Source organism: Streptomyces sp. SID8374 (assembly GCF_009865135.1).
Lineage (GTDB): Bacteria > Actinomycetota > Actinomycetes > Streptomycetales > Streptomycetaceae > Streptomyces.
Genome location: NZ_WWGH01000002.1, coordinates 1,625,652 through 1,651,401, shown reverse-complemented (window position 1 = coordinate 1,651,401; position 25,750 = coordinate 1,625,652). Strand labels below are relative to the sequence as shown.

Genomic DNA, 25,750 nt, shown 5'->3' with positions numbered 1-25,750 from the left:
GGACGGTCGCCGACGACCCCGGTTGGGAATACGAACTGATTTTCCATAAGATCCGGCGATGATCACAAGAAATCGGCTGACGGCCGGGGTGTGCATAGCGCTGGCCACCCTGGCCGCCGGACTCGGCTCCGTGCTCCCCGCAGCCGCCGACGAACCACCCGCCGTCCCCGCCCCCAAGGTCGAACTCGTCCTCGACGTCAGCGGCTCCATGCGCACCCGCGACATCGACGGCCAGTCCCGGATGACCGCCGCCAAGCAGGCGTTCAACGATGTCCTGGACGCGGTGCCCGAAGGGGTGCACCTCGGCATCCGCACCCTGGGCGCCGACTATCCGGGCGACGACCGCAAGGTCGGCTGCAAGGACACCAAGCAGCTCTACCCGGTCGGCCCGCTGGACCGCACCGAGGCCAAGACCGCCGTCGCCACCCTCGCCCCCACCGGCTGGACCCCGATCGGCCCCGCGCTGCTCGGCGCGGCCGACGACCTCGAAGGCGGCGAGGCCACCCGCAGGATCGTCCTCATCACCGACGGCGAGGACACCTGCGGCCCCCTCGACCCGTGCGAGGTGGCCCGCGAGATCGCCGCGCGCGGCACCCATCTGGTCATCGACACCCTCGGCCTGGTGCCCAACGCCAAGATCCGCCAGCAGCTCACCTGCATCGCGGAGGCCACCGGCGGCACGTACACCGCCGTCCAGCACAAGGACGACCTCTCCCGCCGGGTGAAGCAGCTGGTGGACCGGGCGGCCGAGCCGGTCGTCACCCCGGTCGCCACCGAGGGGGCCGACAGCTGCTCCGCCGCGCCCGAGCTGGAGCCGGGCCTCTACACCGACCGCCAGGAGATCGGCGAACACCGCTGGTACCGGGTCGATGTGCTGCCCGGCCAGGAGCTGCGCGCCTCGGTGAGCGTGGCGGCGGACCGTGCCGTCGACAACGACTACGGCGTGCTGCTGCGCGCGGTGACGGAGGCCGGCCGCGAGATCGTCCGGGGCTCGGAGTCCGGCACCGGACGTACGGATGTGATCTCGTCCGGCCTGCGCTACCCGAAGGCCGGGATCGAGGACGGCGACAACGGCAGCGGCAAGCCCGCCGCCGAGGCGGTCTGCCTCCAGCTCTCCCACGCCTTCTCCGCGCCCGCCTCGGTGAAGCGGACGCCCGGCCTGCCGGTGGAGCTGACCGTGGACCTGGTGGACGGACCCGACCAGGCGTCCGACGTGGCGGCCTTCGGCCTCGGCCGCGGCTGGTGGCTGCTCGGCGTCCTCGTCCTCACCGGACTGGTGGCGGGCCTGCTGACCGGCTGGATCACGCGCTGGCGCATCGCCGTATGGAGGACCAACTGATGGTGACGACGACATCCCGCCGCACCCGTGGCGCGCGGCGCGCGTTCGCCGGGGCACTGCTCGCCGGGCTGACCCTGTTCACCTCGGCGGGCGCGGCCGCGGCCGACGACCCGTCGGCGAGCGCGAGCCCCTCCGACGAGGGCTCGGGCCCCACCGAGGCCGGCACCACCTTCCGTACGGCGACCGCGCTCCAGCAGGGGCAGAGCGGCACCGCGCAGGCGTCGGCGGGCGACTACCTGTACTGGGTGTTCCCCGCCGACATCGGACAGCGCCCCACGGTCAGGGCGACGGTGAAGTTCCCGGCGGGCGAGGCGAAGCGGTCGGGCTCCACCTGGCAGATCGACGTGTACGACGGGCTGCGCCGCCGCCAGGCGTGCCAGTACGGGCACCAGACCAGGAAGGCGGCGGCCGACGCGTCGTCGGTGGAGCTCTCCTGTGTGCTGCGCACCGTGCGGTCCTGGTCCGAGCCGTGGGCGAACGACCCGCTGCCCGGCAGCTACTACGTGCGGCTGACCGTGGTGAACCTCCCGGCCAACGACCTCGGGCTGCCGTTCGAGGCCGAGCTGCGGGCCGACTCGGTGGACCAGGGCGGCGCCCACCACGTGGACGGCACGCTCGCGGAGCCGCTGGTGCCGGGGATCTCGGTGACCGGTGCGTCGAACGCGCCCAAGGCGTCGGCCGGTGAGCCGGAGGACGGCTGGGCCTCGGGCTGGTGGACGACCCGCTGGCTGTGGACGGTCGGCGGCGGCGTGCTCGCCGCGCTCGCGGCCGTGTTCGGCTACTCGCTGACGCGGGGCCGGGGCCGCCCCGCGCACGTGCCGCACGGGGTCTGAGGGCCCCACGGCCGGGTGGCAGCCTCCCCGTCCCTCGAAGATCCTGAGCAGGACCGCTTCGAGACGGGGAGGCACGGCCGGTGTGGCAGTTCTTCGCGGACAACCCGTGGGTGACCGTGTTCGCGGTGATCACGCTCGGCGCGCTGCTCGGCATGGTGCGCTTCGGCCCGGTACGGCTGGGGGCGGCGGGTGTCCTCTTCGTCGGCCTCCTCGTGGGGGCGCTGGACGAGGACATCGCCGCCGCCGTACCCGCCGGGGTCTCGGCGCTGGGCCTGGCCCTGTACGTGTACACGGTCGGCCTGGAGTCGGGCCCCGCGTTCTTCCGTGAACTGCGCGGCCAGCTGGCGGTGATGGCGGGGGCGGTCGTGGCCCTGGCGGTCACCGCCGGGGTGGTCGGCCTCGTCGGACACACCTGGTTCGGGATCAGCGGCCCGTTCCTCGCGGGCGGGTACGCGGGCATCGGGACGACGACCCCGGGCCTGGCCGCCGCCCAGGACGCCTCGGCCGACCCGGCACAGCCGGCGGTCGGGTACGCCATCGGCTACCCGACCGCCGTGGTGATCACGATCATGTTCGTCTCGGCGATCGCGGCCCGCCGCCACTGGGCCGCACGCCGGGACCCGAACTCGGGCCTCCCCGCCACGCTCATCACCCGTACGGTCGAGGTGGCCCGCGCAACCCGCTGGGCCGACGTCCCCGGGGTGGCGGCACACCGGGTGCTGGCCAGTGAGTACCGCCCCGCCGGAGCCACCGCCCGGGTCGCCCGGGGCCTGGACCGCCTCTCCCCCGGCGACCAGGTCGTCCTGGTGGGCGGCGAGGACGACGTACGGGCGGCGACGGAGGCGCTCGGAGCGCTCGCCCCGCGCCACCTGCTGGACGACCGCTCCGCGGTGGACTACCGGCGGATCCTGCTCACCAACCCGGACCTGGCCGGACGCACGGTCGCGGAGCTGGGCCTGGGCGAGAAGTACGGGGCCGTGGTCAGCCGGGTCCGGCGCGGCGACTTCGACATGCTCGCCCACGACGACCTGCTGCTCCAACTCGACGACCGGGTACGGGTGGTGATGCCGCGCGAACGGACGGGCGAGGTCACCACGTACCTGGGCGACACGGAGGCCAAGGTGAGCGAGGTGAGCGCGGTCAGTCTGGGTCTCGGCCTCGCCCTGGGCTTCCTGATCGGCATCCCCTCCCTCACCCTCGGCTCCACGGCCCTGGCCCTGGGCACGGGCGCCGGCCCGCTGGTGATGGGCATGATCCTGGGCTGGCGCCGCCGCACGGGCCCCCTCGTCTGGACCCTGCCGACCCGGGCCAACCTCACCCTGCGCCAGATCGGCCTGCTGCTCTTCCTCGCCGTGGTGGGGCTCACGTCGGGCTACTCGTTCCGCGAGAACGCCTTCTCGCTCTTCGGGCTGAAGCTGGTGGCCGTGCTGGCGATCGGCGCGGTGGTCAGCTACTCGCTCATGGTGCTGGTCGCCAAGGGGCTGGGCCAGAGCCGGGAGCGCACGATGGGGCTGCTCTCGGGCTATGTGGGCAACCCGGCGATCGTGGCGTACGCCAACAGCCGGGCGAGCGACAGCCGCATCAACAACGGCTACTCGACGCTGTTCGCGCCGGCCATCCTGGTCAAGATCGTCTGCATCCAGCTGATCGTGGGGCTCTGACCGGGCCGGTGGTCACCGCGCAGAAGGCTCAGCCCCGCGCAGGGCTCTGTGCTCAGCTCTGTGATCGACCCTGCGCTCAGCTCAGCTCTGTGCGGTGTCGTCGCCCGTCCGGCCGGGACCGTCGGGCGTGCCCGCCTTCTCGCGCATCTTGCGCACCAGCTCCGCCTTCTTGTCGGCCGCGCTCCGACGGTCGAGGTTGCGGTGCGGGCCGTTGTTCTGCCGTTCGGCGCGGGACTGCCTCTTGCGCTGGCCGCCGCCCTGGCCGACGGGGTTGTTGATGTTCTTGCTCACGGTCATGGGTTCTCCCGGTGGTGATGGTGGAGCGGTCTACGGATTCATCGGTGGAGGACGGGCGGCGACGCCGAAGGGCGTCAGCAGGGGCCCATCACGCTCTCACTCGTCAATCGGCTCCTGGAAGAACATGACAAAGACGTTACCCGGTCCCGTCGGCCCTGCGGACCACCCCCTCCGCCGCCGCCACCCGAGGGGAGGCGGGCGGCCGGGCCCGCCGCCGGAGGCGTCCATCGGCTGATCCCACCGAGGGCGGCATGACGGGATTGTCACAGAGGGCGGAAATTCCACGGCCGCACCCTGTTCGAATCCGACGGCCGGTGCGACTACCCTCGACAACTCGCGTACTCCACAAGGCTGCTGACGGATTCCGGCCACCCCGGTCCGACGCCCTGGCGGAGTACCGCCCTCATCCCGTTCGATGAGGTTCGAACGTTGCGCGCCGCCGTGGCGCACCCCAGGGAGCGGAGTCCTTTCGATGTCCACGCAGACCGGCCCGGCAGTCGACACCCCGTCCCGCGGCCATGAGTTCGTACCGGGCCCCAAGGGGCTGCCGCTGCTCGGGAACCTGCCGCAGTTCGGGAAGAACCCTCTTGCCTTCTTCGAACTCCTACGGGGGCACGGGGACATGGTGCGCTGGCGGTTCGGGCGCAACCGGTGTGTGTTCATCTCCGACCCGGAGTGCATAGGTGAGCTGCTCACCGAGACGGAGCGCACCTTCGACCAGCCCCAGCTCGGCGTCGCCTTCCGGGCGGTGATGGGCAACGGGATCATCGTGGCGCGGGGCCGGGACTGGCGGCGTAAACGCTCGCTGGTGCAGCCCTCGGTGCGGCCCAAGCAGGTCAAGTCGTACGCGGCCACCATGGCGTCCTCCGCGGTGGAGCTGGCCGACGCCTGGGCGGACGGTGAACGCGTCGACGTCAAGCGGGAGATGGCGGCCCTGACGCAGAAGATCGCGGTGCGCACCATCTTCGGCGTGGACACCCCGGCCGACTCGGAGGCAATGGGCCGGGCGATGGATGTCGCCCAGCTGGAGATCGGCAAGGAGTTCGCGGGGATCGGGGCGCTGCTGCCCGACTGGGTGCCGACGCCCGGCCGGGCGCGGATCCGGAAGGCCGCCGCCGTGATCGACTCCGAGGTGGGTCGGGTGGTGGCCCGGCACCGCGACGGTGAGACCGAACGCCCGGATCTGCTCAGCCGGTTGCTCACGGCGGTCGACGAGAGCGGTGAGCGGCTCAGCGACGAGGAGATCCGCGACGAGACGGTCACCCTCTACATCGGGGGCCATGAGACGACGAGTTCGACCCTGGTGTGGGCGTGGTACCTGCTCTCCCGCAACCCGCGGGTGCGGGCCGCACTCTCCGAGGAGCTGGACCGGGTGCTCGGCGACCGGGAGCCGGGCTTCGACGACTACGCCCAACTCTCCTACACCCAGGCCGTGGTGAAGGAGACCCTGCGGCTGTATCCGACGATCTGGCTGATCACGGGGGTGGCGAAGGAAGGGGCGCGGATCGGCGGTCTGCCGATCGAGGAGGGGACCCGGGTGTGGTCCAGCCAGTGGTCCACGCACCGTGACGCGCGATGGTTCCCCGAGCCGGAGGAGTTCCGCCCGGAGCGCTGGGACGCGGAGAGCGGTGACGAGATCGCCGAGTACGCGTGGTTCCCGTTCGGCGGCGGGCCCCGGGTCTGCCTGGGGACCCGGTTCGCGATGGTCGAGTCGGTGCTCATCCTGGCCGTGCTGGCCCGGCGCTTCGAGCTGGACGTGGAGCCCGGCGTCATCGACCCCGTACCGAGTCTGACCCTTCAGCCGGACCGGGATGTGCTGGCCACCGTGCGGGCGCGGTAGCCGGAAGAGCGGACGCCGCCCCGCACGCGGGGCGGCGTCCGGCCCGTCACTCCTCGTCCAGCCACTTCTTCCAGACGCCCGGGTGGCGGTCGATCCAGCGCTTGGCCGCCTCCTCGGGGGTGAGCCGCTGCTGGGCGATCATCTCGGAGACCTCGTTCTGGTCCTTCTCCGACCACTGGAACTTCTTCAGGAACGAGGCCGCGTCGCCGCCGCGCTCCACGAAGTCGGCGTTGAGGAACTTCTGCAACGGCGTGGTCGGGTAGGCGCAGTCGATGTCCTCGGGGTCCTTGGCCGCGCACTCGTCGGTGTACTCCGGGAGCTTCACCTCGACCATCGGCACCTCGTTGAACAGCCACTGCGGCTGGTACCAGTAGCTCAGGAAGGGCTTCTTCTCCTTGGCGAACTGCTGGATCTGGGTGATCTGGGCCGCCTCGGAGCCGGCGAAGACCACCTTGTAGTCCAGGTCCAGGTTCTTCACCAGGGCCACGTCGTTGGTGACGTAGGAGGGCGAGCCGTCCATGAGCTGGCCCTTGCCGCCGCTCTCGGCGGTCTTCAGCTCGTCGGCGTACTTGTTGAGGTTCTTCCAGTCGGTGACGTCGGGGTGCTTGTCGGCCCAGTATTTCGGGACGTACCAGCCGATGTGGCCGGTGACCCCGAGGTCGCCGCCGCGGACGATGGTCTTCTTCTCGTCGACGTACAGCTTCTCCTGGTCCGGGTGGCCCCAGTCCTCCAGGATCGCGTCGACGCGGCCCTGGCTGAGGGCGTCCCAGGCGGGGACCTCGTCCGTCTGCACGAGGTCGACGCGGTAGCCCAGCTCGTCCTTGAGGAGCTGTTCGGCCACGGCGACGTTCGCCTGGGCGCCGACCCAGGACTGGACGGAGAGCGTGACCGTCTTGACCCCGGCGGGGGCCGCGAACGGGGAGGCCTGCTTGGTCATGTCGGCGGCGCCGCAGCCCGCCGTGGTGAGCAGGGCGGTGGCCGAGGCGAGCGCCACGAGCAGGCGGGTTCGGGAGCGGTTCATCTCAGCTCTCCTGTCGCTGGCGGCGGGTGGTGGGCTGGGTGACCCGGTCGAGCATCAGGCCGAGGCAGACGATCGCGGCTCCGGCGACCAGCCCGGTGGCCAGGTCTCCCTGGGCGAGGCCGAAGACGACGTCGTAACCCAGCGCGCCGGAGCCGACGAGTCCGCCGATGATGACGACGGCGAGGACCAGCACGACCGCCTGGTTGACCGCGAGCAGCAGGGAGGGCCGGGCCAGCGGGATCTGGACCTGGCGCAGCTGCTGGCCGGGGGTGGCGCCGAGCGAGCGGGCGCACTCCATCGCGGCCGGGTCGACGCCCCGCAGGCCCTGGGTGGTGATGCGGACGACGGCGGGCAGCGCGTAGACGACGGCAGCCGCCGCGGCGGGGGCGCGGCCGACGCCGAAGAGGGCGACGACGGGGATCAGGTAGACGAACTGCGGCATGGTCTGGAAGACGTCCAGGACCGGTCGCAGCAGCCGTTCCAGGCGTTCGCTGCGCGCCGCGCCGATCGCGATGCCGAAGCCCAGGACCAGGGTGACCGCCACGGCGGCGAGGACCTGGCTGAGGGTGTCCATCGACGGCTCCCACACGCCGAGGACGCCGATCGCGGCCATGGCGAGGACGGCGGTGGCGGCGGTGCGCCAGGTGCCGATGGTCCAGGCGAGGGCGGCGACGATGAGCAGCACCGACCACCAGGGCAGCCCGGTGAGTCCGCTGCGCAGCGGGTTCAGGACGCCGCTGGTGAAGTGGGAGGCCAGGTCGGCGGTGCCGCCGACGACGGGGACCCCGGTGTAGAGGTGGTCGACCATCCAGTCCTTGGCGGTGTTCACCGGTCCGGCGATCGCCACGGTGACGTCCTCGGGCCAGACCCGGCCGTCGGTGAGCCGTCCGACGAAGGCGACGGCGGCCGTGACCACGGCGGCCAGGGTCCAGCCGCGCCAGCCGCGCAGGAGGGCCGGGCCGGTGGGCTCGGCGCCGATGCGGCGGCCCGCGGCCTCCGTCGTACGGTCCAGGACGACGGCCAGCAGGACGATCGGGATGCCGGCGGCGAGGGCGGCGCCCACGTCGACGGAGGACAGCGCCTGGTAGACCCGGTCACCGAGGCCTCCGGCGCCGATCACCGAGGCGATGACGGCCATGGAGAGCGCCATCATGATGGTCTGGTTGAGGCCGAGGAGCAGCTCCTTGCGGGCCAGCGGCAGCCGGGCCGTGAGCAGCCGCTGCCGTCCGGTCGCGCCGAGCGAGGCGACGGCCTCCATGACGCCGCCGTCCGCGCCGCGCAGCCCGAGCGCGGTGAGCCGCGCCATCGGCGGAGCCGCGTAGACGACGGTGGCGAGGACGGCTCCGGGCACGCCGATGCCGAAGATCAGCACCACGGGGAGCAGATACGCGAAGGCGGGCAGCACCTGCATGGTGTCCAGCACCGGGCGCAGCACCCGGAACGTGCGGTCGGAGAGCCCGGCGGCGAGGCCGAGGAGCAGTCCGAGTACGACGGAGGCGAGGACGGCCACGACCATCAGGGCGAGCGTCTGCATGGTCGGCACCCACATGCCGAGCAGCCCGCAGACCAGGAACGACACGGCGGCGGTGAGCGCGAGCCGGATGCCCGCGACCCGCCAGGCGACGGCGGCGGCGAGCACGGTGACACCGGCCCAGCCGACGGCCAGGAGGACCAGGTAGACACCGCGGACGGAGAGCACGACGGCGTTGCTGATGTGGCCGAAGAAGTAGAGGAAGAGCGGGTGGTTGTCCCGGTTGGAGACGATCCAGTCGGTGACCTCGCCGAGCGGCGCCGAGAGGTCGGCGGTCAGCGCGTCCGGCCAGATGCCGCCGCCCCAGCGGCTGTGCACGAGGGGGACGAGGATCACGGCGGCGAGCGCGAGGAGCAGCAGCTTCCCGGCCGCCGGGCGTTCGCGGAGGGCGGCCAGTGGTCCCCGGCGTGCGCCCGCTCGCGCGGGGCGGACCGGGGTGGCCTGGGCGGTGGCCATCAGACGGTCACCTCGCGGGGGCCGTCCGGTGCGTCGGGGGCGCTCGCCTCGTCGGGCCCGGCCGTCCCGGCGACGACGTCCAGCAGGCACGCGTGGTCGACGACGCCGACGAGCCGGCCGCCGTCCATGACCCGGGCGGCGGGGTCGCCGGAGCGGGAGACCGCCTCGATGGCCTCGTACACGGTGGCGTCGGGGCGCACGGCCGGGCCGCTCTCGCTCTCCCCGGCGAGCGCGGGGCGCATCGCGGTGGCGACGGTGAGGACCTGCTCGCGCGGCACGTCACGGACGAACTCGCGTACGTAGTCGTCGGCGGGCGAGCCCACGATCTCCTCGGGCGTGCCGAGCTGGACGATGCCGCCGTCGCGCATGAGCGCGATCCGGGTGCCCAGCCGCAGGGCCTCGCTGAGGTCGTGGGTGATGAAGACCATGGTGCGGCCCTCCTCGCGGTGCAGCCGGACCACCTCGTCCTGCATCTCGCGGCGGATCAGCGGGTCCAGCGCGCTGAACGGCTCGTCGAAGAGGAGGACGGAGGGGTCGACGGCGAGGGCGCGGGCGAGGCCGACGCGCTGCTGCTGGCCGCCGGAGAGCTGGGAGGGGCGGCGGTCCTCCAGACCGGCGAGGCCGACCTTCTCGACCAGCTCGGCCGCCTTGGCGCGGCGTTCGGCCTTGCTGAGGCCCTGGATCTCCAGGCCGTAGGCGACGTTGTCCAGCACCGTGCGGTGCGGCAGCAGCCCGAAGTGCTGGAAGACCATCGCGGCACGGTGGCGGCGCAGTTCGCGCAGCCGGGCGCGGTCCATCGCGAGGACGTCCTCGCCGTCGATGGCGAGGGTGCCGCTGGTGGGCTCGATCAGCCGGGTCAGACAGCGTACGAGGGTCGACTTGCCGGAGCCGGAGAGGCCCATGACGACGAAGACCTCGCCCTTGCGGACGTCGAAGGAGACATCGCGTACGGCGGCGGTGCAGCCGGTGGCCTCGCGCAGTTCGGCGGGCGGGAGGGAGGCGTGCTCGCTGCCGGGGATGCGGTCGGCCTTGGGTCCGAAGACCTTCCAGAGGTTGCGTACGGAGAACACGGCGTTCTTGTCGGTGGCCTCAACTGCGGCCTCGGCGGCCTTGGTCGCGGTCATCGGACATCACCTCCGGTGCTGGTACCGGTGACCGGCACGGCGTCACGCGCCTGGTCGCCGAGGAGTTCGGCGCACTTCTCGCCGACCATGAGGACTCCGATCATCGGGTTGACCGCGGGCATGGTCGGGAAGACGGACGCGTCGGCGATCCGGATGGACTGGAGGCCGCGGATGCGCAACTGCGGGTCCACGACGGCCTCCTGGTCGTCGGCGGCGCCCATCTTGCAGGTGCCGGCCGGGTGGTAGACGGTGTGGGCGACCTTGCGGGCGTACTCGCTGATCTCCTCGTCCGAGGTGATCTCGGGGCCGGGGCAGACCTCGCGCTTCAGCCAGTGGGCCAGCGGTTCGGTGGCGGCGATCTCGCGGGCGAGCTTGATGCCGTCGACCAGGGTGCGGCCGTCGTGGTCGTCCTCGTCGGTGAAGTAGCGGAAGTCCAGGGCCGGCTTGGTCTCGGGGTCGGCGCTCGTGAGGTAGAGGCGGCCCCGGCTGCGCGGCTTGGGGATGTTCGGCGTCATCGACACCCCGTGCTCGGGCTTCTGGTAGCCGAGCCGCTCCGGGTTGTCGGTGAACGGGATCTGGTAGAAGTGGAACATCAGGTCCGGGCCCCGGGATCCGGGGTCGCGGCGGACGAAGAGTCCCGCGTCGGAGTCCATCGCGGAGTTCTCCGGGATGGGCCCGTCGGTCTCCCAGACGATGACGGACTCGGGGTGGTCCAGCAGGTTCTCGCCGACGCCCGGAAGGTCGTGGCGCACCTCGATGCCCAGCGCCTCCAGGTCCTCGCGCGGACCGATCCCGGAGTGCAGCAGCAGGCGGGGGGTGTCCACCGCGCCCGCGCAGACGATGACCTCGCGGGCGGCGCGCAGGAGGATCTCCTCGCCGTCCTTCGTACGGACGTGTACGCCGGTGGCGCGGGTGCCGTCGAACTCCAGGCGGTACGCCCAGGTCTCCAGCAGGATCGTGAGGTTGGGGCGGTCACCGGCCTCGATGTGCGGGTGGAGGTAGGCGACCGAGGCGGAGGAGCGCTTGTTGTTCTCCGGGTGGTAGGCCAGGTCGAAGAAGCCGACGCCCTCGTGGAACGGCTTGCTGTTGAAGCTGTCCACGCGCGGGACCCCGGCCGCCGCCTGGGCGGCGTCGACGAAGTCGCGGGCGATGGCGTTGCGGTCCTTCTCGTCGACCGGGACGATCTTGTTGCGCAGCTTGGCGAAGTACGGGTCCATCGCGGCCGCGTCCCAGCCCTCGGCGCCCGCCTCGGCCCACTCGTCCCAGTCGCCGGGCAGCGGCTTGAAGCTGATGAGGGTGTTGTGCGAGGAGCAGCCGCCGAGGACCCGGGCCCGGCTGTGCCGGATGTGGGAGTTGCCGCGCGGCTGCTCGGTGGTGGGGTAGTCGTAGTCGAGGTCGCCGCCGAGCAGGCCGAGCCAGCGGCGCAGCGTGAGCACGTCGTCGCGGTCGATGTCGGTGGGGCCGCCCTCGATGACCGTGACGGTGGTGCCGGGGTCCTCGGTGAGCCGGGAGGCGATGACCGATCCGGCGGTGCCGCCGCCGACGATCACGTAGTCGGCCACGGGGCCGTCGGGGTCGGGGACTGCGGTGCTGCGGGGGGTGGGAGGCATCGGTCACTGCTCCTTCTGCAAGGTTCGTGCGTGTGCGTGGTGCTGCGAACAGCCGGGCGGGACCCGGGCGTTGATCGGCCCGGGCCCCCGCAGATGTCAGCCGGCGAACCAGCGCTGGGGGCGCGGGTTGAGGTTCTGGTAGATGTGCTTGGACTCGCGGTACTCGGCGAGCCCCGTCGGGCCGAGCTCGCGCCCCGTACCGGACTTCCCGAAGCCGCCCCACTCGGCCTGCGGGAGGTAGGGGTGGTAGTCGTTGATCCAGACGGTGCCGTGGCGCAGCCGTCCGGCGACCCGGCGGGCCCGGCCCGCGTCCGTGGTCCAGACGGCGCCGGCGAGGCCGTAGTCGGTGTCGTTGGCCAGCGTGATGGCTTCTTCCTCGGTACGGAAGGTCTCGACGGTGAGGATCGGGCCGAAGGTCTCCTCGCGGACCACCTTCATCTCCCGGTGGCAGCCGTCCAGGACGGTCGGCCGGTAGAAGTAGCCGCCTTCGGGGCGTACGTCGCTGGGCTCGGGGCGCGCGCCGCCGGCCCGGACGACCGCGCCCTCCTCACGGGCGGAGGCGACGTACGCCTCGACCTTGGCGAGCTGCTGGGCGGAGACGAGCGGGCCGCACTCCACGCCGTCCAGGGTGCCCCGGCCGAGGCGGATGGCGTCGGCGCGGCGGGCCAGCTCGGTGATGAACTGCTCGCTGATGCTCTCCTGGATGATCAGGCGGGCCCCGGCGGAGCAGACCTGGCCGCTGTGGAAGAAGGCGGCGTTCAGGGCCTGGTCGACGGCGGTGTCGAAGCCCTCCTCGGTGGCGCAGGCGTCGGCGAAGACCACGTTGGGGTTCTTGCCGCCCAGCTCCAGGGCGACCTTCTTCACGGTGGGCGCGGCGGCCTGGGCCACCTTCGTACCGCTGGCGAGGCCGCCGGTGAAGGAGACCAGGTCGACGTCCGGGTGCTCGGAGAGCCGGGCGCCCACCGGGTCGCCCGCGCCGGTGACGAGGTTGGCGGCGCCGTCGGGCAGTCCGGCCTCGGCGAGGAGCTTGATCAGGTGGACGGTGGAGAGCGGGGTGACCTCGCTGGGCTTGAGCACGAAGGTGTTGCCTGCGGCGAGGGCGGGGGCGATTTTCCAGCTGGCCTGGAGGAGGGGGTAGTTCCAGGGGGCGATCAGGGCGCAGACGCCGACGGGCTCGTGCACGACGATGCTGTGGACGTCGGGGTCGCCCGCGTCGACGACCCGGCCGCCGCTCTCGTTCATCACGAGGTCGGCGAAGTAGCGGAAGGCGTTGGTGACGTCGTCGACGTCGACCCGGCCCTCTTCGAGGGTCTTGCCGGTGTCGCGGCTCTCGGTGATCGCGATCTCCTCGCGGTCCCGCTGGAGCAGGTCGGCGACCCGGCGCAGCAGTCCGGCCCGCTCGGCGACGGGCTTGTGCGGCCAGGGGCCGTCGTCGAAGGCGCGCCGCGCCGCCGCGATCGCCGCATCGGTGTCCTCGACGCCGCCCTCGGCGACGACGGCCAGGACAGTGGCGTCGGCGGGGTCGAGGATCTCGCGCGTCGCGCCTGATCCGGCGGCCCGCCAGGTGCCGTCGATGTGGATGGTGCTGAGCGCCGACATGTCGTTTTTCGCCTTCCGTACCCGAAATGCCCCCGTTCGGTTCGGCCGGGGGCGTCCTGCGCGGTGGACCGGGGTACGGCCGCACCAGCGGTCGGGGCCCCTCCCCGGTTTGGCGGAATGTATGCCAAGAATTTCACTCTGCGTGATGCACCTCACTCGGGGGGCGTGTATGGGGGGCGCCGGGCCCCTTCAGGGGGCGCGGCGGACCGCCAGGAACGCCACGCCGAACGGGCGGCCCGCGCCGAAGCGCGGGCCGCCCGCTGGTGGTGCACGTGAGCACGGCGGAGGCCCGCTCGGGACCTCCATACGCCTCGGGTGGCCGGGTCTCAGCCCAGGAGCACCGGGAAGGCGGCCATGTCGTTCTGCGTCATCACCGGCAGCTTGGTGATCTCCGCGTCGGGGACCGCGAGCCGCAGTCCGGGGAAGCGGGCGAAGAGCGCCGGCAGGGCGACGCCCGCCTCCACGCGGGAGAGCGCGGCGCCGGGGCAGATGTGCGGGCCGTGGCCGAAGGTCATGTGGCGGTTGCGGGTGGCGCGGGTGATGTCGAAGGCGTCGGCGTCGCCGCCGTGCTGTTCGATGTCGCGGCCGATGGCGCGGTAGGAGATGACGACCCCCTCGCCTTCCTTGATCACGGTGTCGCCGACGGTGATGTCCTCGGTGGCGAACCGCATCAGGAGGTGGGTGGTGGGGGTGTCCCAGCGCAGCGTCTCCTCGATCACCGCGTCCCAGCCGACCTCGCCGGAGAGCACCTTCGCCAGCTGGTCGGGGTGCGAGAGCAGTGCGCGTACGGCGTTGAGGATGAGCCCGATCGTCGTCTCGTGCCCGGCGGCGACCATCGCCTTCAGGTTGCCCACCACCTCCTCCTCGGTGAGCGGCTCACCGCCCTCCTCGGCCAGGATCAGGGCACTGGTGAGGTCGTCGGTCGGATGGGCGGTCTTCTCCCGTACGAGGTCGGTGTAGAAGACGTCCAGGTCGGCGAGGAGCGCGAGGCGTTCGTCCTGCGGGGTGAGCATGGAGAAGAACGCCTTGTACTGCCGGGTCAGCATCGCGTGCTGGGACTCGTCGACGCCCATCAGCATGCCGACCACCTTCATCGGCAGCGGCTGGGCGAAGACCGCCTTCAGGTCGACGACGCCGTCCTCACCGCGCGCCGCGTCGAGGTTGTCCAGCAGCTCATCGGTGAACTTCTCGATGGCCGGGCGGACCGCTTCGAGCCGGCGCGGGGTGAGCGCCTGGGAGGTCTTGGTGCGCAGCCGCCGGTGCTCGGCGCCGTCCACGGTGAACATGGAGCGTCCTGCGTCGATCATGCCGATCAGCGGCCAGTCACGTGTCACCACTCCGCTCTGCCACAGGCCCCAGGCGTCGATGTCCTTCACCAGCCGGGGATCGACGAGGAATTGGCGGGCCTCGGCGTGCCGGGTGACCGTCCAGGCGGGGACGCCGAGCAGTTCGATGCGGGCGAGCACACCGGCGTCGCGCAGCCGCGCGGTCTCCCCGTCGAGGTCCTGGACCATGGGGTCGATGGTGATGGCCCCGGCGCCCCGGTCGGCCTGGGCGGCTCCAGCGTGCGGGCATGTCACAACGCGTCTCCTGTCGTGCGTACGGGGGTGAAGCGGACGGGCAGCGCGGTCGTCCCGCGCAGGAAGGCGGAGGGCCTGCGCACCAACTCCGTCGCGGGGACGGCCAGTTCGAGGTCGGGGAGCCGGTCGAGGAGGACTTCGATGCCGGTACGGGCGATGATCTCGGCGATCTCCTGGGCGGGGAAGGGGCAGCGGTACTCGCCGTGGCTGAACGCCATGTGGGCGTTGTTGCCGCCCTGCCCGGAGCGGACGACCAGGTCCGTGACCTGCTGGCGGATGTGGGGGTCGCCGTTGGCGGCGCCGAGGCCCAGGAGCAGCATGTCGCCGCGGGCGATGTTCTGCCCGCCGAGCCGGGCGTCCCGCGAGGCCCACCGGCCGGCCAGGATCTGGGTCGGGGCGTCCTCCCAGAGCACCTCGTTCATGGCCTCGGCGACGCTGTGCCGGCCGCCGGAGAGGGCGTCGGCGAACTGGTCCTCGGTGAGCATCAGCCGGGTCGAGTTGCTGATCCAGTCGGCGGTGGGCAGGTGCCCGGCGGCCGTGACGGCCATGAGGTCGAGGGCGTACTCCTCGTCGGTGAACGGCTCGGGGTGGGCGAGCATCCGCGAGGTCACGTCGTCGCCGGGGTTCGCCCGCTTGGCCGCGACGAGCCGGTGCATGTGCTCGCCGAAGCGCAGGTGGGCCTTCTGGGCGCCGGGTCCGCCGTCGGCCAGGTCCTTGAGCACCTGGGCGATGTCGGCGCCCTCCTCGTCGGGGAAGCCGACGAGCCGGGCGAGGACGAGGACGGGGAGCGGGTCGGCGAATTCGGCGACGAGGTCGGCGGTGCCCCTGCTGCACACGGCGTCGATGAGCCGGTCCGCCAACTGCTCGCAGTGCTGCCGGATTTCGAAGGGGTCGGCCGCTTCGAGGGCGGGCACGACCATCTCGGCGTGGCGGCGGTGCTCGGCCCCCGCGGTGAAGTAGATGGACGGCATGGGCGTGCCCACCATGGGCAGCAGCGGCCAGTCGGCGGGGATGTTCTCCCACTGGTTCCACAGGGAGACGTCGCGGGGGTACAACTCCCCGTCGCTGGTGACCTGGTGGAGTTCCCGGTAGCCGATCACGAGCCAGGCGGGGAAGCCGCCGGGCAGTTCGACCGGGACGACGGGGCCGTGGTCGCGCCGCATGGAGCGGTAGAGCACCTGGGGTTCGGTGTGGAAGCCGGGCCCGCTGAGGGGAACGGCTCCCGTGCCGTGGCCCATGGGGCAACCGCCGCCTCCACCGGCCGGGGGCGCGGGCGTGGCGGACGAGGGGTTCGTCATCGTACGGACTCCAGTGGCGACGGCTTCGCGCGTTGCGACCATACGATCAACGCGGCACCACTATAAGGAGGTTCAGTGAACCGACGGGGTTGAATCGCGCCCTTTTCTGCTCGCTCCTGGCCGCATCGACTCTCCGTGGCGACCGTTCTCGTACGACATCTGCGCAGGTTTGATCACAAGATCGACACGGACGCGCCGGCTCCGCTTCAGGGCCGCCTGGCGGAGCCGCTTCGGCGTCCGCTGGCGGAGCCGTTTCGGACTCCGCCGCCCGGGCCGTCCGAAGGCTCGGTGAACGCCACCCGGACCTGCCACCGGCCCGTGCGCAGGGTCAGGCCGTCCGTGAGGTCCTTCGCCCGTTGCGCGCCGGTCATCCAGAGGTTGACGGCCGACCCGAGCAGGACCGGATCGAGGACGGGCCGCCGCTCGCCCCAGGAGCGTTCCGTGCGGGCCTCCAACTGGCGCCCGCCACGCAGCTGGACGAGGCAGCGGCTCTCGTCCAGCCGCGCCACCAGGACGTTGAGGTTCTCGTACCGCACCGCCGCGTCGGCCACCCAGTCCAGGGCCGCCACCTCCGCGTCCGCGACCGTCCGGGCCAGCACCTCGGCCGCGTGCGGCCAGTGGGGATGGTTCTCCTCCGCCGTGACGGCGTAGAAGCCGAGGGCCTCGGTGTGGTGCCCGGCCACCAGGGGCCGGCGCTGGAGGTCGACGGTTCCTCCGGCGCCATGGACACCGGTCACGTCGTACGCCGTCGCGGCCGTACGGCGTACGGGCTCGGGGTCCGGTACGGGCAGCGGCCTCGGGGCCACGTCCGGCACCCCGACCCCGCGCTTCGCGAGGAACCCGTACATCCGGGCCCGGGTCACCTCGCCGGAGGTGTCGACCGAGGCGAGCTGGCGGTCCACGACGGGCCGCAGCCCCGCCGGGTCGTGGATGCGGGCGGCCGCCAGCAACTGCGCGTACACATCACCGTCGGGATCCAGCCGCGGGGCGCCGCGCCCGAACGCGGCGGCGGGCGAGGCCGGGTCCAGCTCGTCCAGGCCGGTGGCGGCGAGCAGGGTGACGCGGTCGGCGGCGGCCGAGTAGAAGGTCGTACTGCCGTGGTCGCCGACCACCCAGTCGCTGGCCACCACGGCGGCCCGCCACCCCTCCTCCGGCGGAATGATCATGAGTCCCGCGTCCATCGCGGCACCGAACCGCTCCAGGACGCCGGGGCGGGTGTGCCGGGCCCACACGTTGGGGTGGAAGACGGCCGCCACGGCGAACTCGTCCGCCGGGAGCGAGGTCACCAGCCGCAGGGGCAGCTCCGGATGGCGGCCGAGCAACGAGTAGCTGCTCCAGGTGGAGTGGATGACCACCAGCCGCCGCCCGTCGACCGCGCCGAGGCACGAGCGGTAGCGGTCCCGGTGGGACATGCTCACGGTGATCCGCTGGAAGCACCAGTCTCCGACGACCAGGGCGTGCGGGGCGGCCTCGGGGCAGGTCTCGGCGAGCCGGTCGATCTGGGCCTGGTGCGAGACGCCGATCGCCTCGGGGACGACCTTCCCCCGCCACATCAGCTCCTGCCGGGACAGCCCCGCCGGGGACTGCGCGTCACCCGTCGACTCGGTGACGAGCCGGTTGTACCCGGCGCCGTGCGGCAGCACCATCAGCGGGGCGTCCAGTCGGCGCATCGTCGGGTGCACCGAGCAGCTGACCGCCAGGTCGAAGCGGCGCCGGGTGGCCTCCTTCCAGCTCAGCACCTGGACGTCGAGTCCGGCGAGATAGGAGTCCAGCCCGTCGGCGAACGCCGATCCGGGGTTGACGGTGAAGAACTTGTCGATCCCGTCCTCGGGACGCAGCAGGTGCATGACGTCCACCAGCCGGGTGGCCGAGGTGAGCGTCCGCGCCACCCCGAGCACGGCCGCCTTCGGTGCGTTCCAGGTGTTCCACCGGTCGAGGCCGGGCCGGGCTCCACGGCGGAACCGGGCGTACGGACGGCTGAGCAGCGACGGCACCGAGGACAACGCGTGGCTCCGGGGAGAGGTGAGGGGACAGGCCAAAGGGTAGGCGGAGGATCAGGCCGGGGGTGCGGCCGGTGGCCTCAGTCCCATGGTCCGCCGCAGCGTGCCGAGCTTCTCCTGGCAGGCGTCCCTCAGGGGCCGGTCCTCGGCCCGGTCGGCGAGTGCGGCGAGCAGTTCGAGCGCCTGTTCCAGCTTCGTGAACTGCTTGAGCTCCGCCGCCCGGTCGGCCGCCGCCACCGTCGCGGCGACCGCACGGTCCAGGGAGCCGAGCCCGACGAAGGCCCGGGCCCGTACGAGGTCGATCCGGAGCAGCATGGGCGCGTCACCGGAGACTCTGGCGACCTCGGCCGCCTCGTCCAGTACGCCGAGTGCGTCGGTCCACCGCTCCCCCGCCACCAGCGCCTGGGCGACGTTGTAGCTCTGTACGACGACACCGTGCGGGTCGGGTACGGCGCGGTTGGCCGCCAGCGCGCGCTCGAACAACTGCCGCGCCTCCTCGGCCCGTTCACCCACGGCGCGGGACGACTCCTCCGACCGGCCGCGCGCCAGCGCGATCAGCCCGCGGCTCTCCCAGACGACGCCGCTCAGCCGCGGGTCGCCCGCCAGCTCCAGAAGGCCGCTCGCGGCGTCGAGTTGGGACTCCGCACGGTCCAGGTCACCCAGCTCGTAGGCGGCCCGGGCCACCTGGTTCCGCATCCGGATCTCGACGTCGGGGCGCGCCTCGTGCTGGGCCGCCTCGATGCCCAGGAGGCCCGACTCGACGCAGTCGGCGAGGTGTTTACGGCTGTGGTATAGCGCCCACAGCGACTCGCAGAGCCGCCACACCTCCTGGTGCCACCCCTCGTCGGCGGCGGCCCGGATGGTGGCCTGGAAGTTGTCGCGCTCCGCGTCCAGCCACTCCAGCGCGTCGGGCCGGCCCGTGAACGGACCTCCGTACGAGCCGAGTTCGGTGAGCGGGCGGACGGGCGGCGGCTGGATCCTGAACCGGTCGCCCAGCACCAGCGCGTCCCCGTGGGCCGCCGCGTCGGCGTAGAAGTCCACGACGAGCCGCAGGAGGGAGCGCCGCCGCTCCTCGGGCAACGCCCGTGCGTGCAGCCGGGCATGGGCCCGCACCACATCGTGCAGCCGGTAGTGGCGGGGGCCGTCCGGGGACTCCACCAGGACCGCGAGCCGGGAGGAGAGCAGCTCGCCGAGGCTCTCGTCGACCCGGGCGGCACCGGCCGCCGTCAGCAGGTCGGCCGTCGCCGTCGTGCCGGGCAGGACCCCTAGGAGGTCGTAGACGTACCGCGTGTGCTCGGAGACCCCGGCCACGACCGAGTCCAGCACCGCGTCGACGGCCTCGCCCACGCCGCCCTCCCCGGCTTCCCCGCCCGTACCCATGGCCGCTCCCATCGCCTCGTGTGCTCCGCCGTCGCCCGTTCCGTACCGTCCCACCGTCAGCTCCCGCACCACATCGTCGAGGGTCAGCCGGGGCCGGGCCGCCAGCCACTCCACGGCGGCCCGCAGCGCCAAGGGGTGCCCCGCGCAGAGCCGTACGACATCGGTGGCCGTGTCCTCGTCCGCGTCGGCGTACCAGCGGCGTACGAGCTCGGTCCCCGCCCTGTCGTCCAGCGGGGCGACGTCGATCAGCACCGCCCCGTCCATCAGCAGCGACGGCAGGGCCCGGCGGGCGGTCACCACGAGCAGCCCCTGCGGCGGTACCAGTGCCCGCGCCTCCGGGGCGTGCTGGACGTTGTCCACCTTCACCAGAAGCCGGAGCCGGGCGGCGACGCTGCGGAAGAGGGCCGTGCGTTCGGCGAATGTGCCCGGGACGTAGTCCTTGTGGACCCCGAGGGCCCGCAGGAACCCGCCGAGGACCGCGGCGAGATCGGCCGCCCCGTCCCGGCGGTGGTCCTCCAGGTCGACGTAGAGCTGGCCGTCCGGGAAGAGCCCCGTCAGTTCGCGGTGGACGGCCTGGGCGACGAGCTGGGTCTTGCCGACCCCGCCGACCCCGACCACCATCACGACACCCGGCTCCGGATCGGCGGCCAGGGCCAGGGCGGCATCGCGCAGACCGGCCAGCTCCCGCGTCCGGTTGACGAACACCCGCGTGGGCGGGGGCCCTTGACACGGCGGGACGGCAGGCGGAGCGGGCGGCAGCTGGATGCCCTCGATGTGCTGCGCCATCAACAGGGGCCCGACGACGACGGCGTCCCCCGACACCGTGTTGTGCGTGCTCCCGCCGCCGCCCGTACCGAGGCTGTTCAACCCGTCTCCTTCCGCCGGTGCGCCCACCTCGCCGAGGTGAACGCGCCGGTTCCCTTCCCGGCTTCCGTGTTCCGGAACCCGCCCCGGCCTCGCACTGTAGCCGCGCTCTACGATCGGGGGCGTGTGCGCAGACGTCATAGTTGCCGAGGACGACGAGAAGCAGGCCGAGCTCGTACGCCGCTATCTGGAACGGGAAGGACACGCCGTACGGATCGTGGGCGACGGGCTCGCCGCACTCGACGCCGTCCGGCACAAGGAACCCGACCTGCTCGTTCTCGATGTGATGATGCCTCGGGCGGACGGGCTGGACGTGGTGCGCGTGCTGCGGGCCGAGGCCCGGGAGCTGCCCGTGCTGATGCTGACCGCCCGCACCACCGAGGACGATCTGCTGCTCGGTCTCGACCTCGGCGCGGACGACTACATGGCCAAGCCGTACAGTCCGCGCGAGCTGATGGCCCGCGTCCGTACGCTGCTGCGCCGCACCCGGCGGCCGGCCGGGGCGGCGGAGGACCACGTCCTGCGGGTGGGCGGCCTCGTGGTCGATCCGGAGCGCCACGAGGTGACGGTGGACGGCGAGCCGGTGGAGTGCACGCGGGGCGAGTTCCGCATCCTGGCCGCGCTGGCGGCCGGTCCCGACCGGGTGTTCAGCCGTCAGCGGCTGCTGGAGGAGCTGCACGGCTTCGACCGCTACATCAGCGACCGGACGGTCGACGTGCACGTCATGAACCTCCGCAAGAAGATCGAACCCGCTCCGCGGCGGCCGGTGCGCCTGCTCACCGTCTTCGGCGTCGGCTACAAGCTGACCGACCCGGCGAAGGCCGCGCGGCGTGCGTAGGGACCGGGGTGGCGAAGGGGGCCGGGCCCGCTCCCGGGTCCCGCTGCGGCGGAGTCTGCTGGGGCGGCTGCTGGGCGTGTCGGCGCTGGTCGCCGCGTGTTCGGTGGCGGCCACCGCCTGGCTCGCCGTGCAGACCACCTCGGGTGCGATCAAGCAGGAGCAGGGCCAGAACCTCACCGCCGACGCCCGGATCTACGACACCCTCCTCGGCTACGCCGCCCGCCATTCGGCCTGGGACGGCGTGGACGCGACCGTACGGGAGCTGGCCGAGCAGTCGGGCCGCCGCCTCGCGCTCACCACGCAGAACAGGCAGCTGCTCGCCGACTCCGCCACCGCCGCGACCCCGCCCGCGCTGCCGCCGGAGGCCTCGGCGGTGGTCGACCCGTTGTCCGTGGACACCGTCCTGGCCGCCCGGTCCACCGAGGGGCAGGGCAGAGCGGCGGACCGGATCGACCCGCGGGCGGTCGGGCCGTTCCTGCTGCCGGCGGCCGAACGGGCGGCGCTGCGGCGGACCGCCGACCGGAACGCGGAGTGCCTCAACCGGGTGGGGATCGCCGCGGACGTGGTCGTCGGGCCGAGCGGCCGGCCCCGGGTGCAGATGGTGGGCAACGACCCCGAACGGGCGCTGGGGACCCGGTGCGATCCGGCGGACCTGGACGCGCCGACCCGTACGGAGAAGAAGGCGCTCACCGCGCTCAACGAGCTGGCCGACGCCTGCCTGAAGCGCCAGGACCGCGCCGGTGTGCGGCTGAACCGGGACCTGTCGTGGGGCGACGAGGTCGCCGTACCCGTGCCGGCCCCCCTCCCTGATCCCCGGCCGAGCGACGCGCGTCAGGCGGCCCCGGCCCCGGAGGTGGTGCCGCCCCGGGAGCTGACCGGGGAGGGCGACCGGGCCATCGCCTCGTGCGTGGGGACGGCGCGCAGCGAACAGCTCAGCTCGTACGTGGCCTCGCCCGCGCTCCTGTTCATCGGCGACGAGGGCGGCGCGACGGTGCCGGGCTTCGACCTCTCCCCCGCCAACACCGCGAAGATCGCCGGGGCGGCGGCCCTCGTCCTGGCGCTGACCGTGGGCGCCTCGGTGCTCGCGGGCGCCCGGCTGGTCCGCCCGCTGCACGCGCTGACGGGGGCCGCACAGCGGATGCGGGACGGGGAGGAGCACGCTTCCGTGCCGGTGTCGGGGGACGACGAGATCGGCCGGCTGGCCGCCGCGTTCAACGACATGTCCGCGCACCGGGCGCGGCTGGAGGAGCAGCGCAAGGCGATGGTCAGCGATGTGGCCCATGAGCTGCGGACCCCGCTGAGCAACATCCGGGGCTGGCTGGAGGCGGCCCAGGACGGTCTGGCCGACCCCGATCCGGCGTTCGTCTCCTCGCTCCTTGAGGAGGCGGTGCAGCTCCAGCACATCATCGACGACCTCCAGGACCTGGCCGCCGCCGACGCCGGGGTGCTGCGGCTGCACCCCGAACCGGTCCGGATCGGGGAGCTGTTGAGCCAGGTCGCCGCCGCCCATCAGGCCCGCGCGGAGACGGCGGGGGTGACGCTGACGGTGGTGGCGGGGGCGGACCCGGTTCTGCATGCGGACCCGGTCAGGCTGCGGCAGGCGGTGGGGAACCTGGTCTCCAACGCCGTACGCCACACTCCGGCGGGCGGGAGGGTGACGCTGAGCGCGTACGGGGGTGGGGGCGAGCCCGACGCCGGTTCCGGTTCCGGTTCCGGTTCCGGGGAGGTGGTGATCGAGGTGGCGGACACCGGGACCGGCATTCCGGCCGGGGACCTCCCGTACGTCTTCGACCGCTTCTGGCGTGCGGAGAAGTCCCGCAGCCGCCGTACGGGAGGCAGCGGCCTCGGCCTCGCCATCGTCCGGAAACTGGCCGAGGCCCACGGCGGGACGGCGAGCGCGACCAGCACGGAGGGCGAGGGCTCGGTCTTCACGCTCCGGCTGCCGACGGCGGACCCGGCGCCCTGACAGGCGCATCTGCCGGGTGCGCTGATGAGTGCGCCGATGAGTGCGCTGATGGGATGACCACAGCGTCCTGACAGCTTCCTCATAACTTCCGGTCAGCCTGGCTCCCTGCCCCGTACCCGGTGCACAACGGCGCCGGGCCCGTCACGGGGCGACGTACGAATGGAGCCATCCGTATGACCGCTTTGACCGCTCGCCTCTCCCTGCGCACCGCCGTGTTCGCCGCCGTCGCGGCCGGCGCGGTGCTGCTCCCGACCACCGCCGCCTTCGCCGACGCGACCCCGAGGCCGTCGGCACCCGCCGAGAGCGCCCCGGAGGTGTCGCCGGAGCGGGCGAAGGCCGCCGAGGCCGCGCCGCAGCAGGCCGCGCCGAAGGAGGCCCGCCCCTCCGCCGCCCCCCGTGGCGGCGTCGCGGCGGGCGACCGTCCGGCACCCGTGGCGCCCCGCGAGGCCACCCCCGCCCCGGCGGTCGCACCGCGCGGCGGTGTGGCGGCCGGTGAGCGCCCGGCCGGCACCGAAGGACCCGGCACCACGGCCCTCGCCGGTTCGGTGGCCGGGGCCGCCCTGCTGGCGGGCGCGGGCACCCTCGTGCTCCGCCGCCGCAACGGCTGACCTCTCATCATCCTTCACCACTGAGACCGATCGTGGCGCCGTCCCGCACCGGGGCGGCGCCACGCCCGGTGGTCACTCCTGGAGCCCCCATGCACGTCCGCACGTTCTCCCATCGCCCCCACCGCTCCCGCCCGGCCGCCCTCCTGGCCGCACTGGTGACCTGCGCGGCCCTGACGGCCTGCGCGGGACCGGAACCGTCATCGGCCACCTCCCCGCCGGCCGCGTCCGCTCCGGCCTCCTCGGCACCGGCCCCCACCGCGACGGACGAGCCGCCCGCCTCGGCCCCCACCGAGGTCACCATTCCCTCCCTCAAGATCCGCAGCTCCCTCATGCGCCTGGGGCTCAACGCGGACGGCACGGTCGAGGTCCCGCCCGCGGAGAAGGCCATGACGGCAGGCTGGTACAGCGGCGGGTCCGCGCCCGGCGCACCGGGGCCGGCCGTCCTGATCGGCCACAACGACACCCGCTTCGGCCGGGCCGTCTTCCACGATCTCAAGGACATCCGCAAGGGTGCCGAGGTGCTCGTCCGTGGCGGCGACGGAAAGTCGCTGCGCTTCACCGTGACGGGCAAGGAGACGGTCAGCAAGCAGGCGTTCCCCACCGAGCGGGTCTACGGTGCCACCAAGGGCAGTACGTTGCGGCTGGTCACCTGCGACGGCGCGTTCGACGCGGAGGGGCATCCGGTCGACAACCTCATCGTCTACGCCGAGCCGGGCTGACCGGACCCGCGTCGTACCGAGTTGATCTTTGGCCGAATCCTGATGGCATTCGCCAGGACAGACTCACGGCATCCGATGTCTACCCGTGGGTAACTCCCGCTGCTTTGATGGGTGCCACCCGGTACGCCCCCACTCATTCAGCAGGAGACCTCGTGCCGCACTCCACGTTCCGCCGCCTTTCCGGCGTGGCCCTCTCCGCCGCGCTCGCCGCCGTCCCGCTGGCCATGAACGCACCCCAGGCCACGGCGGCCACCACCGCCGACACCCCGTCGCTGCGGGTGCTCTCGTACAACACGTTCATCTTCAGCAAGACCCTGTACCCCAACTGGGGCCAGGACCACCGGGCGGCGGAGATCCCGAAGACGTCGTTCTTCCGGGGCAACGACGTGGTCGTGATCCAGGAGGCCTTCGACAACGGGGCCTCCGACGCGCTGCTGCGGAACTCCGCCGCCCAGTACCCGTACCAGACGCCGGTGGTCGGCCGGAGCAAGAGCGGCTGGGACGCCACCAGCGGCTCGTACTCGGCGACGACTCCGGAGGACGGCGGTGTCACGATCCTGAGCAAGTGGCCGATCATCCGCAAGGAGCAGTACGTCTTCAAGGACGCCTGCGGCGGCGACTGGTGGTCCAACAAGGGCTTCGCCTATACGGTGTTGAACGTCAACGGCACCCGCGTCCATGTCGTCGGCACGCACGCCCAGTCGACCGACCCCGGCTGTTCGGCGGGCGAGGCCGCCCGGATGCGCAGTCTCCAGTTCAAGGCGATGGACGCCTTCCTGGACGCCAAGAAGATCCCGGCCTCCGAACAGGTCATCGTGGCGGGCGACTTCAACGTGGACGGGCACTCCGCCGAGTACGCCTCCTTCCTCAAGGACGCGGACCTGGTCCCGGCCGACACCAAGACCGGCCACACGTACTCCTTCGACACCCGCGACAACTCGATCGCCTCCGAGCGCTACCCGAACGACCCCCGCGAGGACCTGGACCACGTCCTCCACCGCGCCGGCCACGTGAAGCCCGCCGACTGGAAGAACGATGTGATCAAGGAGCAGAGCGCGCCCTGGACGGTCTCCAGCTGGGGCAAGAACTACACGTACACGAACCTCTCCGACCACTACCCGGTGATCGGCTCGGCCAACTGACGGCACGGGTGGGACAATCGGGGCCCTCCTTGCCCCACCCGTGA

Annotated in this window: 19 protein-coding genes; 9 read left to right on the top strand and 10 right to left on the bottom strand. The window is 72.6% G+C overall.

Annotated features, from left to right (window positions below):
- Positions 1-58: 58 nt before the first annotated feature.
- From GTY67_RS30630 to GTY67_RS35230, 3 genes are all read left to right on the top strand, one after another.
- On the top strand, positions 59-1,339 hold the full coding sequence (locus GTY67_RS30630; RefSeq protein WP_093691717.1) for a VWA domain-containing protein: 1,281 nt from the start codon (positions 59-61) through the stop codon (positions 1,337-1,339).
- Positions 1,339-2,172 carry a hypothetical protein gene (locus tag GTY67_RS30625; protein ID WP_161281183.1) on the top strand — a complete coding sequence of 278 codons (834 nt, stop codon included), beginning with the start codon at positions 1,339-1,341 and terminating at the stop codon, positions 2,170-2,172. The genes GTY67_RS30630 and GTY67_RS30625 overlap by 1 nt, the downstream gene beginning before the upstream one ends.
- A gap of 80 nt (positions 2,173-2,252) precedes the next feature.
- Complete coding sequence (locus tag GTY67_RS35230) at positions 2,253-3,833, top strand: TrkA C-terminal domain-containing protein (RefSeq protein ID WP_161281182.1); 1,581 nt, start codon at positions 2,253-2,255, stop codon at positions 3,831-3,833.
- 81 nt (positions 3,834-3,914) lie between these two features.
- Here GTY67_RS35230 and GTY67_RS30615 read toward each other — a convergent pair whose 3' ends face one another.
- Positions 3,915-4,130: a DUF6243 family protein gene (locus GTY67_RS30615; protein ID WP_093691711.1), complete on the bottom strand. Its 216-nt coding sequence runs from the start codon at positions 4,128-4,130 to the stop codon at positions 3,915-3,917.
- A gap of 472 nt (positions 4,131-4,602) precedes the next feature.
- On the opposite strand from GTY67_RS30615, the gene GTY67_RS30610 reads away from it, so the two are divergent.
- Positions 4,603-5,970 carry a cytochrome P450 gene (locus GTY67_RS30610; RefSeq protein ID WP_161281181.1) on the top strand — a complete coding sequence of 456 codons (1,368 nt, stop codon included), beginning with the start codon at positions 4,603-4,605 and terminating at the stop codon, positions 5,968-5,970.
- Positions 5,971-6,016: 46 nt separating this feature from the next.
- Here GTY67_RS30610 and GTY67_RS30605 read toward each other — a convergent pair whose 3' ends face one another.
- The 9 genes from GTY67_RS30605 to GTY67_RS30565 all read right to left on the bottom strand — a co-directional run bounded on the left by GTY67_RS30605 (position 6,017) and on the right by GTY67_RS30565 (position 20,436).
- Positions 6,017-6,991 (bottom strand): ABC transporter substrate-binding protein, encoded by a 975-nt coding sequence (locus tag GTY67_RS30605; protein WP_161281180.1) that lies wholly within the window; start codon positions 6,989-6,991, stop codon positions 6,017-6,019.
- Between the two features lies 1 nt (position 6,992).
- A complete protein-coding gene (locus tag GTY67_RS30600) occupies positions 6,993-8,978 on the bottom strand; it encodes an ABC transporter permease subunit (RefSeq protein ID WP_161281179.1) in 1,986 nt (661 codons plus the stop codon).
- Positions 8,978-10,102, bottom strand: coding sequence for a glycine betaine/L-proline ABC transporter ATP-binding protein (locus GTY67_RS30595; RefSeq protein WP_161281178.1), 1,125 nt, complete (start codon positions 10,100-10,102; stop codon positions 8,978-8,980). Before GTY67_RS30595 ends, GTY67_RS30600 begins: the two co-directional genes overlap by 1 nt.
- On the bottom strand, positions 10,099-11,712 hold the full coding sequence (locus tag GTY67_RS30590; RefSeq protein ID WP_161281177.1) for a GMC oxidoreductase: 1,614 nt from the start codon (positions 11,710-11,712) through the stop codon (positions 10,099-10,101). Before GTY67_RS30590 ends, GTY67_RS30595 begins: the two co-directional genes overlap by 4 nt.
- 96 nt (positions 11,713-11,808) lie before the next feature.
- Positions 11,809-13,311 (bottom strand): aldehyde dehydrogenase family protein, encoded by a 1,503-nt coding sequence (locus GTY67_RS30585; protein ID WP_161281176.1) that lies wholly within the window; start codon positions 13,309-13,311, stop codon positions 11,809-11,811.
- 326 nt (positions 13,312-13,637) lie between these two features.
- Positions 13,638-14,891, bottom strand: coding sequence for a cytochrome P450 (locus GTY67_RS30580; RefSeq protein ID WP_161281175.1), 1,254 nt, complete (start codon positions 14,889-14,891; stop codon positions 13,638-13,640).
- Positions 14,888-16,189 (bottom strand): cytochrome P450, encoded by a 1,302-nt coding sequence (locus tag GTY67_RS30575; protein ID WP_093691695.1) that lies wholly within the window; start codon positions 16,187-16,189, stop codon positions 14,888-14,890. The genes GTY67_RS30580 and GTY67_RS30575 overlap by 4 nt, the downstream gene beginning before the upstream one ends.
- 206 nt (positions 16,190-16,395) lie before the next feature.
- Positions 16,396-18,192 (bottom strand): hypothetical protein, encoded by a 1,797-nt coding sequence (locus GTY67_RS30570; RefSeq protein ID WP_161281174.1) that lies wholly within the window; start codon positions 18,190-18,192, stop codon positions 16,396-16,398.
- Between the two features lie 51 nt (positions 18,193-18,243).
- A complete protein-coding gene (locus tag GTY67_RS30565; RefSeq protein ID WP_202462400.1) occupies positions 18,244-20,436 on the bottom strand; it encodes a regulator in 2,193 nt (730 codons plus the stop codon).
- A gap of 121 nt (positions 20,437-20,557) precedes the next feature.
- On the opposite strand from GTY67_RS30565, the gene GTY67_RS30560 reads away from it, so the two are divergent.
- The 5 genes from GTY67_RS30560 to sph all read left to right on the top strand — a co-directional run bounded on the left by GTY67_RS30560 (position 20,558) and on the right by sph (position 25,706).
- Positions 20,558-21,271: a response regulator transcription factor gene (locus GTY67_RS30560; RefSeq protein ID WP_343238792.1), complete on the top strand. Its 714-nt coding sequence runs from the start codon at positions 20,558-20,560 to the stop codon at positions 21,269-21,271.
- Positions 21,264-23,237, top strand: a complete 1,974-nt coding sequence (locus GTY67_RS30555) for a HAMP domain-containing sensor histidine kinase (protein WP_161281172.1) — start codon at positions 21,264-21,266, stop codon at positions 23,235-23,237. The genes GTY67_RS30560 and GTY67_RS30555 overlap by 8 nt, the downstream gene beginning before the upstream one ends.
- 182 nt (positions 23,238-23,419) lie before the next feature.
- A complete protein-coding gene (locus tag GTY67_RS30550) occupies positions 23,420-23,845 on the top strand; it encodes a hypothetical protein (RefSeq protein WP_343238815.1) in 426 nt (141 codons plus the stop codon).
- A gap of 89 nt (positions 23,846-23,934) precedes the next feature.
- The gene (locus GTY67_RS30545) at positions 23,935-24,564 is read left to right on the top strand and encodes a class F sortase (RefSeq protein WP_161281170.1); all 630 of its coding nucleotides are present in this window, start codon (positions 23,935-23,937) and stop codon (positions 24,562-24,564) included.
- Positions 24,565-24,716: 152 nt separating this feature from the next.
- Positions 24,717-25,706, top strand: coding sequence for a sphingomyelin phosphodiesterase (gene sph, locus GTY67_RS30540; protein WP_161281169.1), 990 nt, complete (start codon positions 24,717-24,719; stop codon positions 25,704-25,706).
- Positions 25,707-25,750: the final 44 nt, after the last annotated feature.

Excerpts from the sequence above, each read along its gene's own strand:
- GTY67_RS30615 (WP_093691711.1), bottom strand. The coding sequence starts at position 4,130 with ATGACCGTGAGCAAGAACATCAACAACCCCGTCGGCCAGGGCGGCGGC.
- GTY67_RS30625 (WP_161281183.1), top strand. The coding sequence starts at position 1,339 with ATGGTGACGACGACATCCCGCCGCACCCGTGGCGCGCGGCGCGCGTTC.
- GTY67_RS30610 (WP_161281181.1), top strand. The coding sequence starts at position 4,603 with ATGTCCACGCAGACCGGCCCGGCAGTCGACACCCCGTCCCGCGGCCAT.
- GTY67_RS30585 (WP_161281176.1), bottom strand. The coding sequence starts at position 13,311 with ATGTCGGCGCTCAGCACCATCCACATCGACGGCACCTGGCGGGCCGCC.
- GTY67_RS30605 (WP_161281180.1), bottom strand. The coding sequence starts at position 6,991 with ATGAACCGCTCCCGAACCCGCCTGCTCGTGGCGCTCGCCTCGGCCACC.
- GTY67_RS30630 (WP_093691717.1), top strand. The coding sequence starts at position 59 with ATGATCACAAGAAATCGGCTGACGGCCGGGGTGTGCATAGCGCTGGCC.
- GTY67_RS30595 (WP_161281178.1), bottom strand. The coding sequence starts at position 10,102 with ATGACCGCGACCAAGGCCGCCGAGGCCGCAGTTGAGGCCACCGACAAG.
- GTY67_RS30590 (WP_161281177.1), bottom strand. The coding sequence starts at position 11,712 with ATGCCTCCCACCCCCCGCAGCACCGCAGTCCCCGACCCCGACGGCCCC.
- GTY67_RS30600 (WP_161281179.1), bottom strand. The coding sequence starts at position 8,978 with ATGGCCACCGCCCAGGCCACCCCGGTCCGCCCCGCGCGAGCGGGCGCA.
- GTY67_RS30575 (WP_093691695.1), bottom strand. The coding sequence starts at position 16,189 with ATGACGAACCCCTCGTCCGCCACGCCCGCGCCCCCGGCCGGTGGAGGC.
- GTY67_RS30545 (WP_161281170.1), top strand. The coding sequence starts at position 23,935 with ATGCACGTCCGCACGTTCTCCCATCGCCCCCACCGCTCCCGCCCGGCC.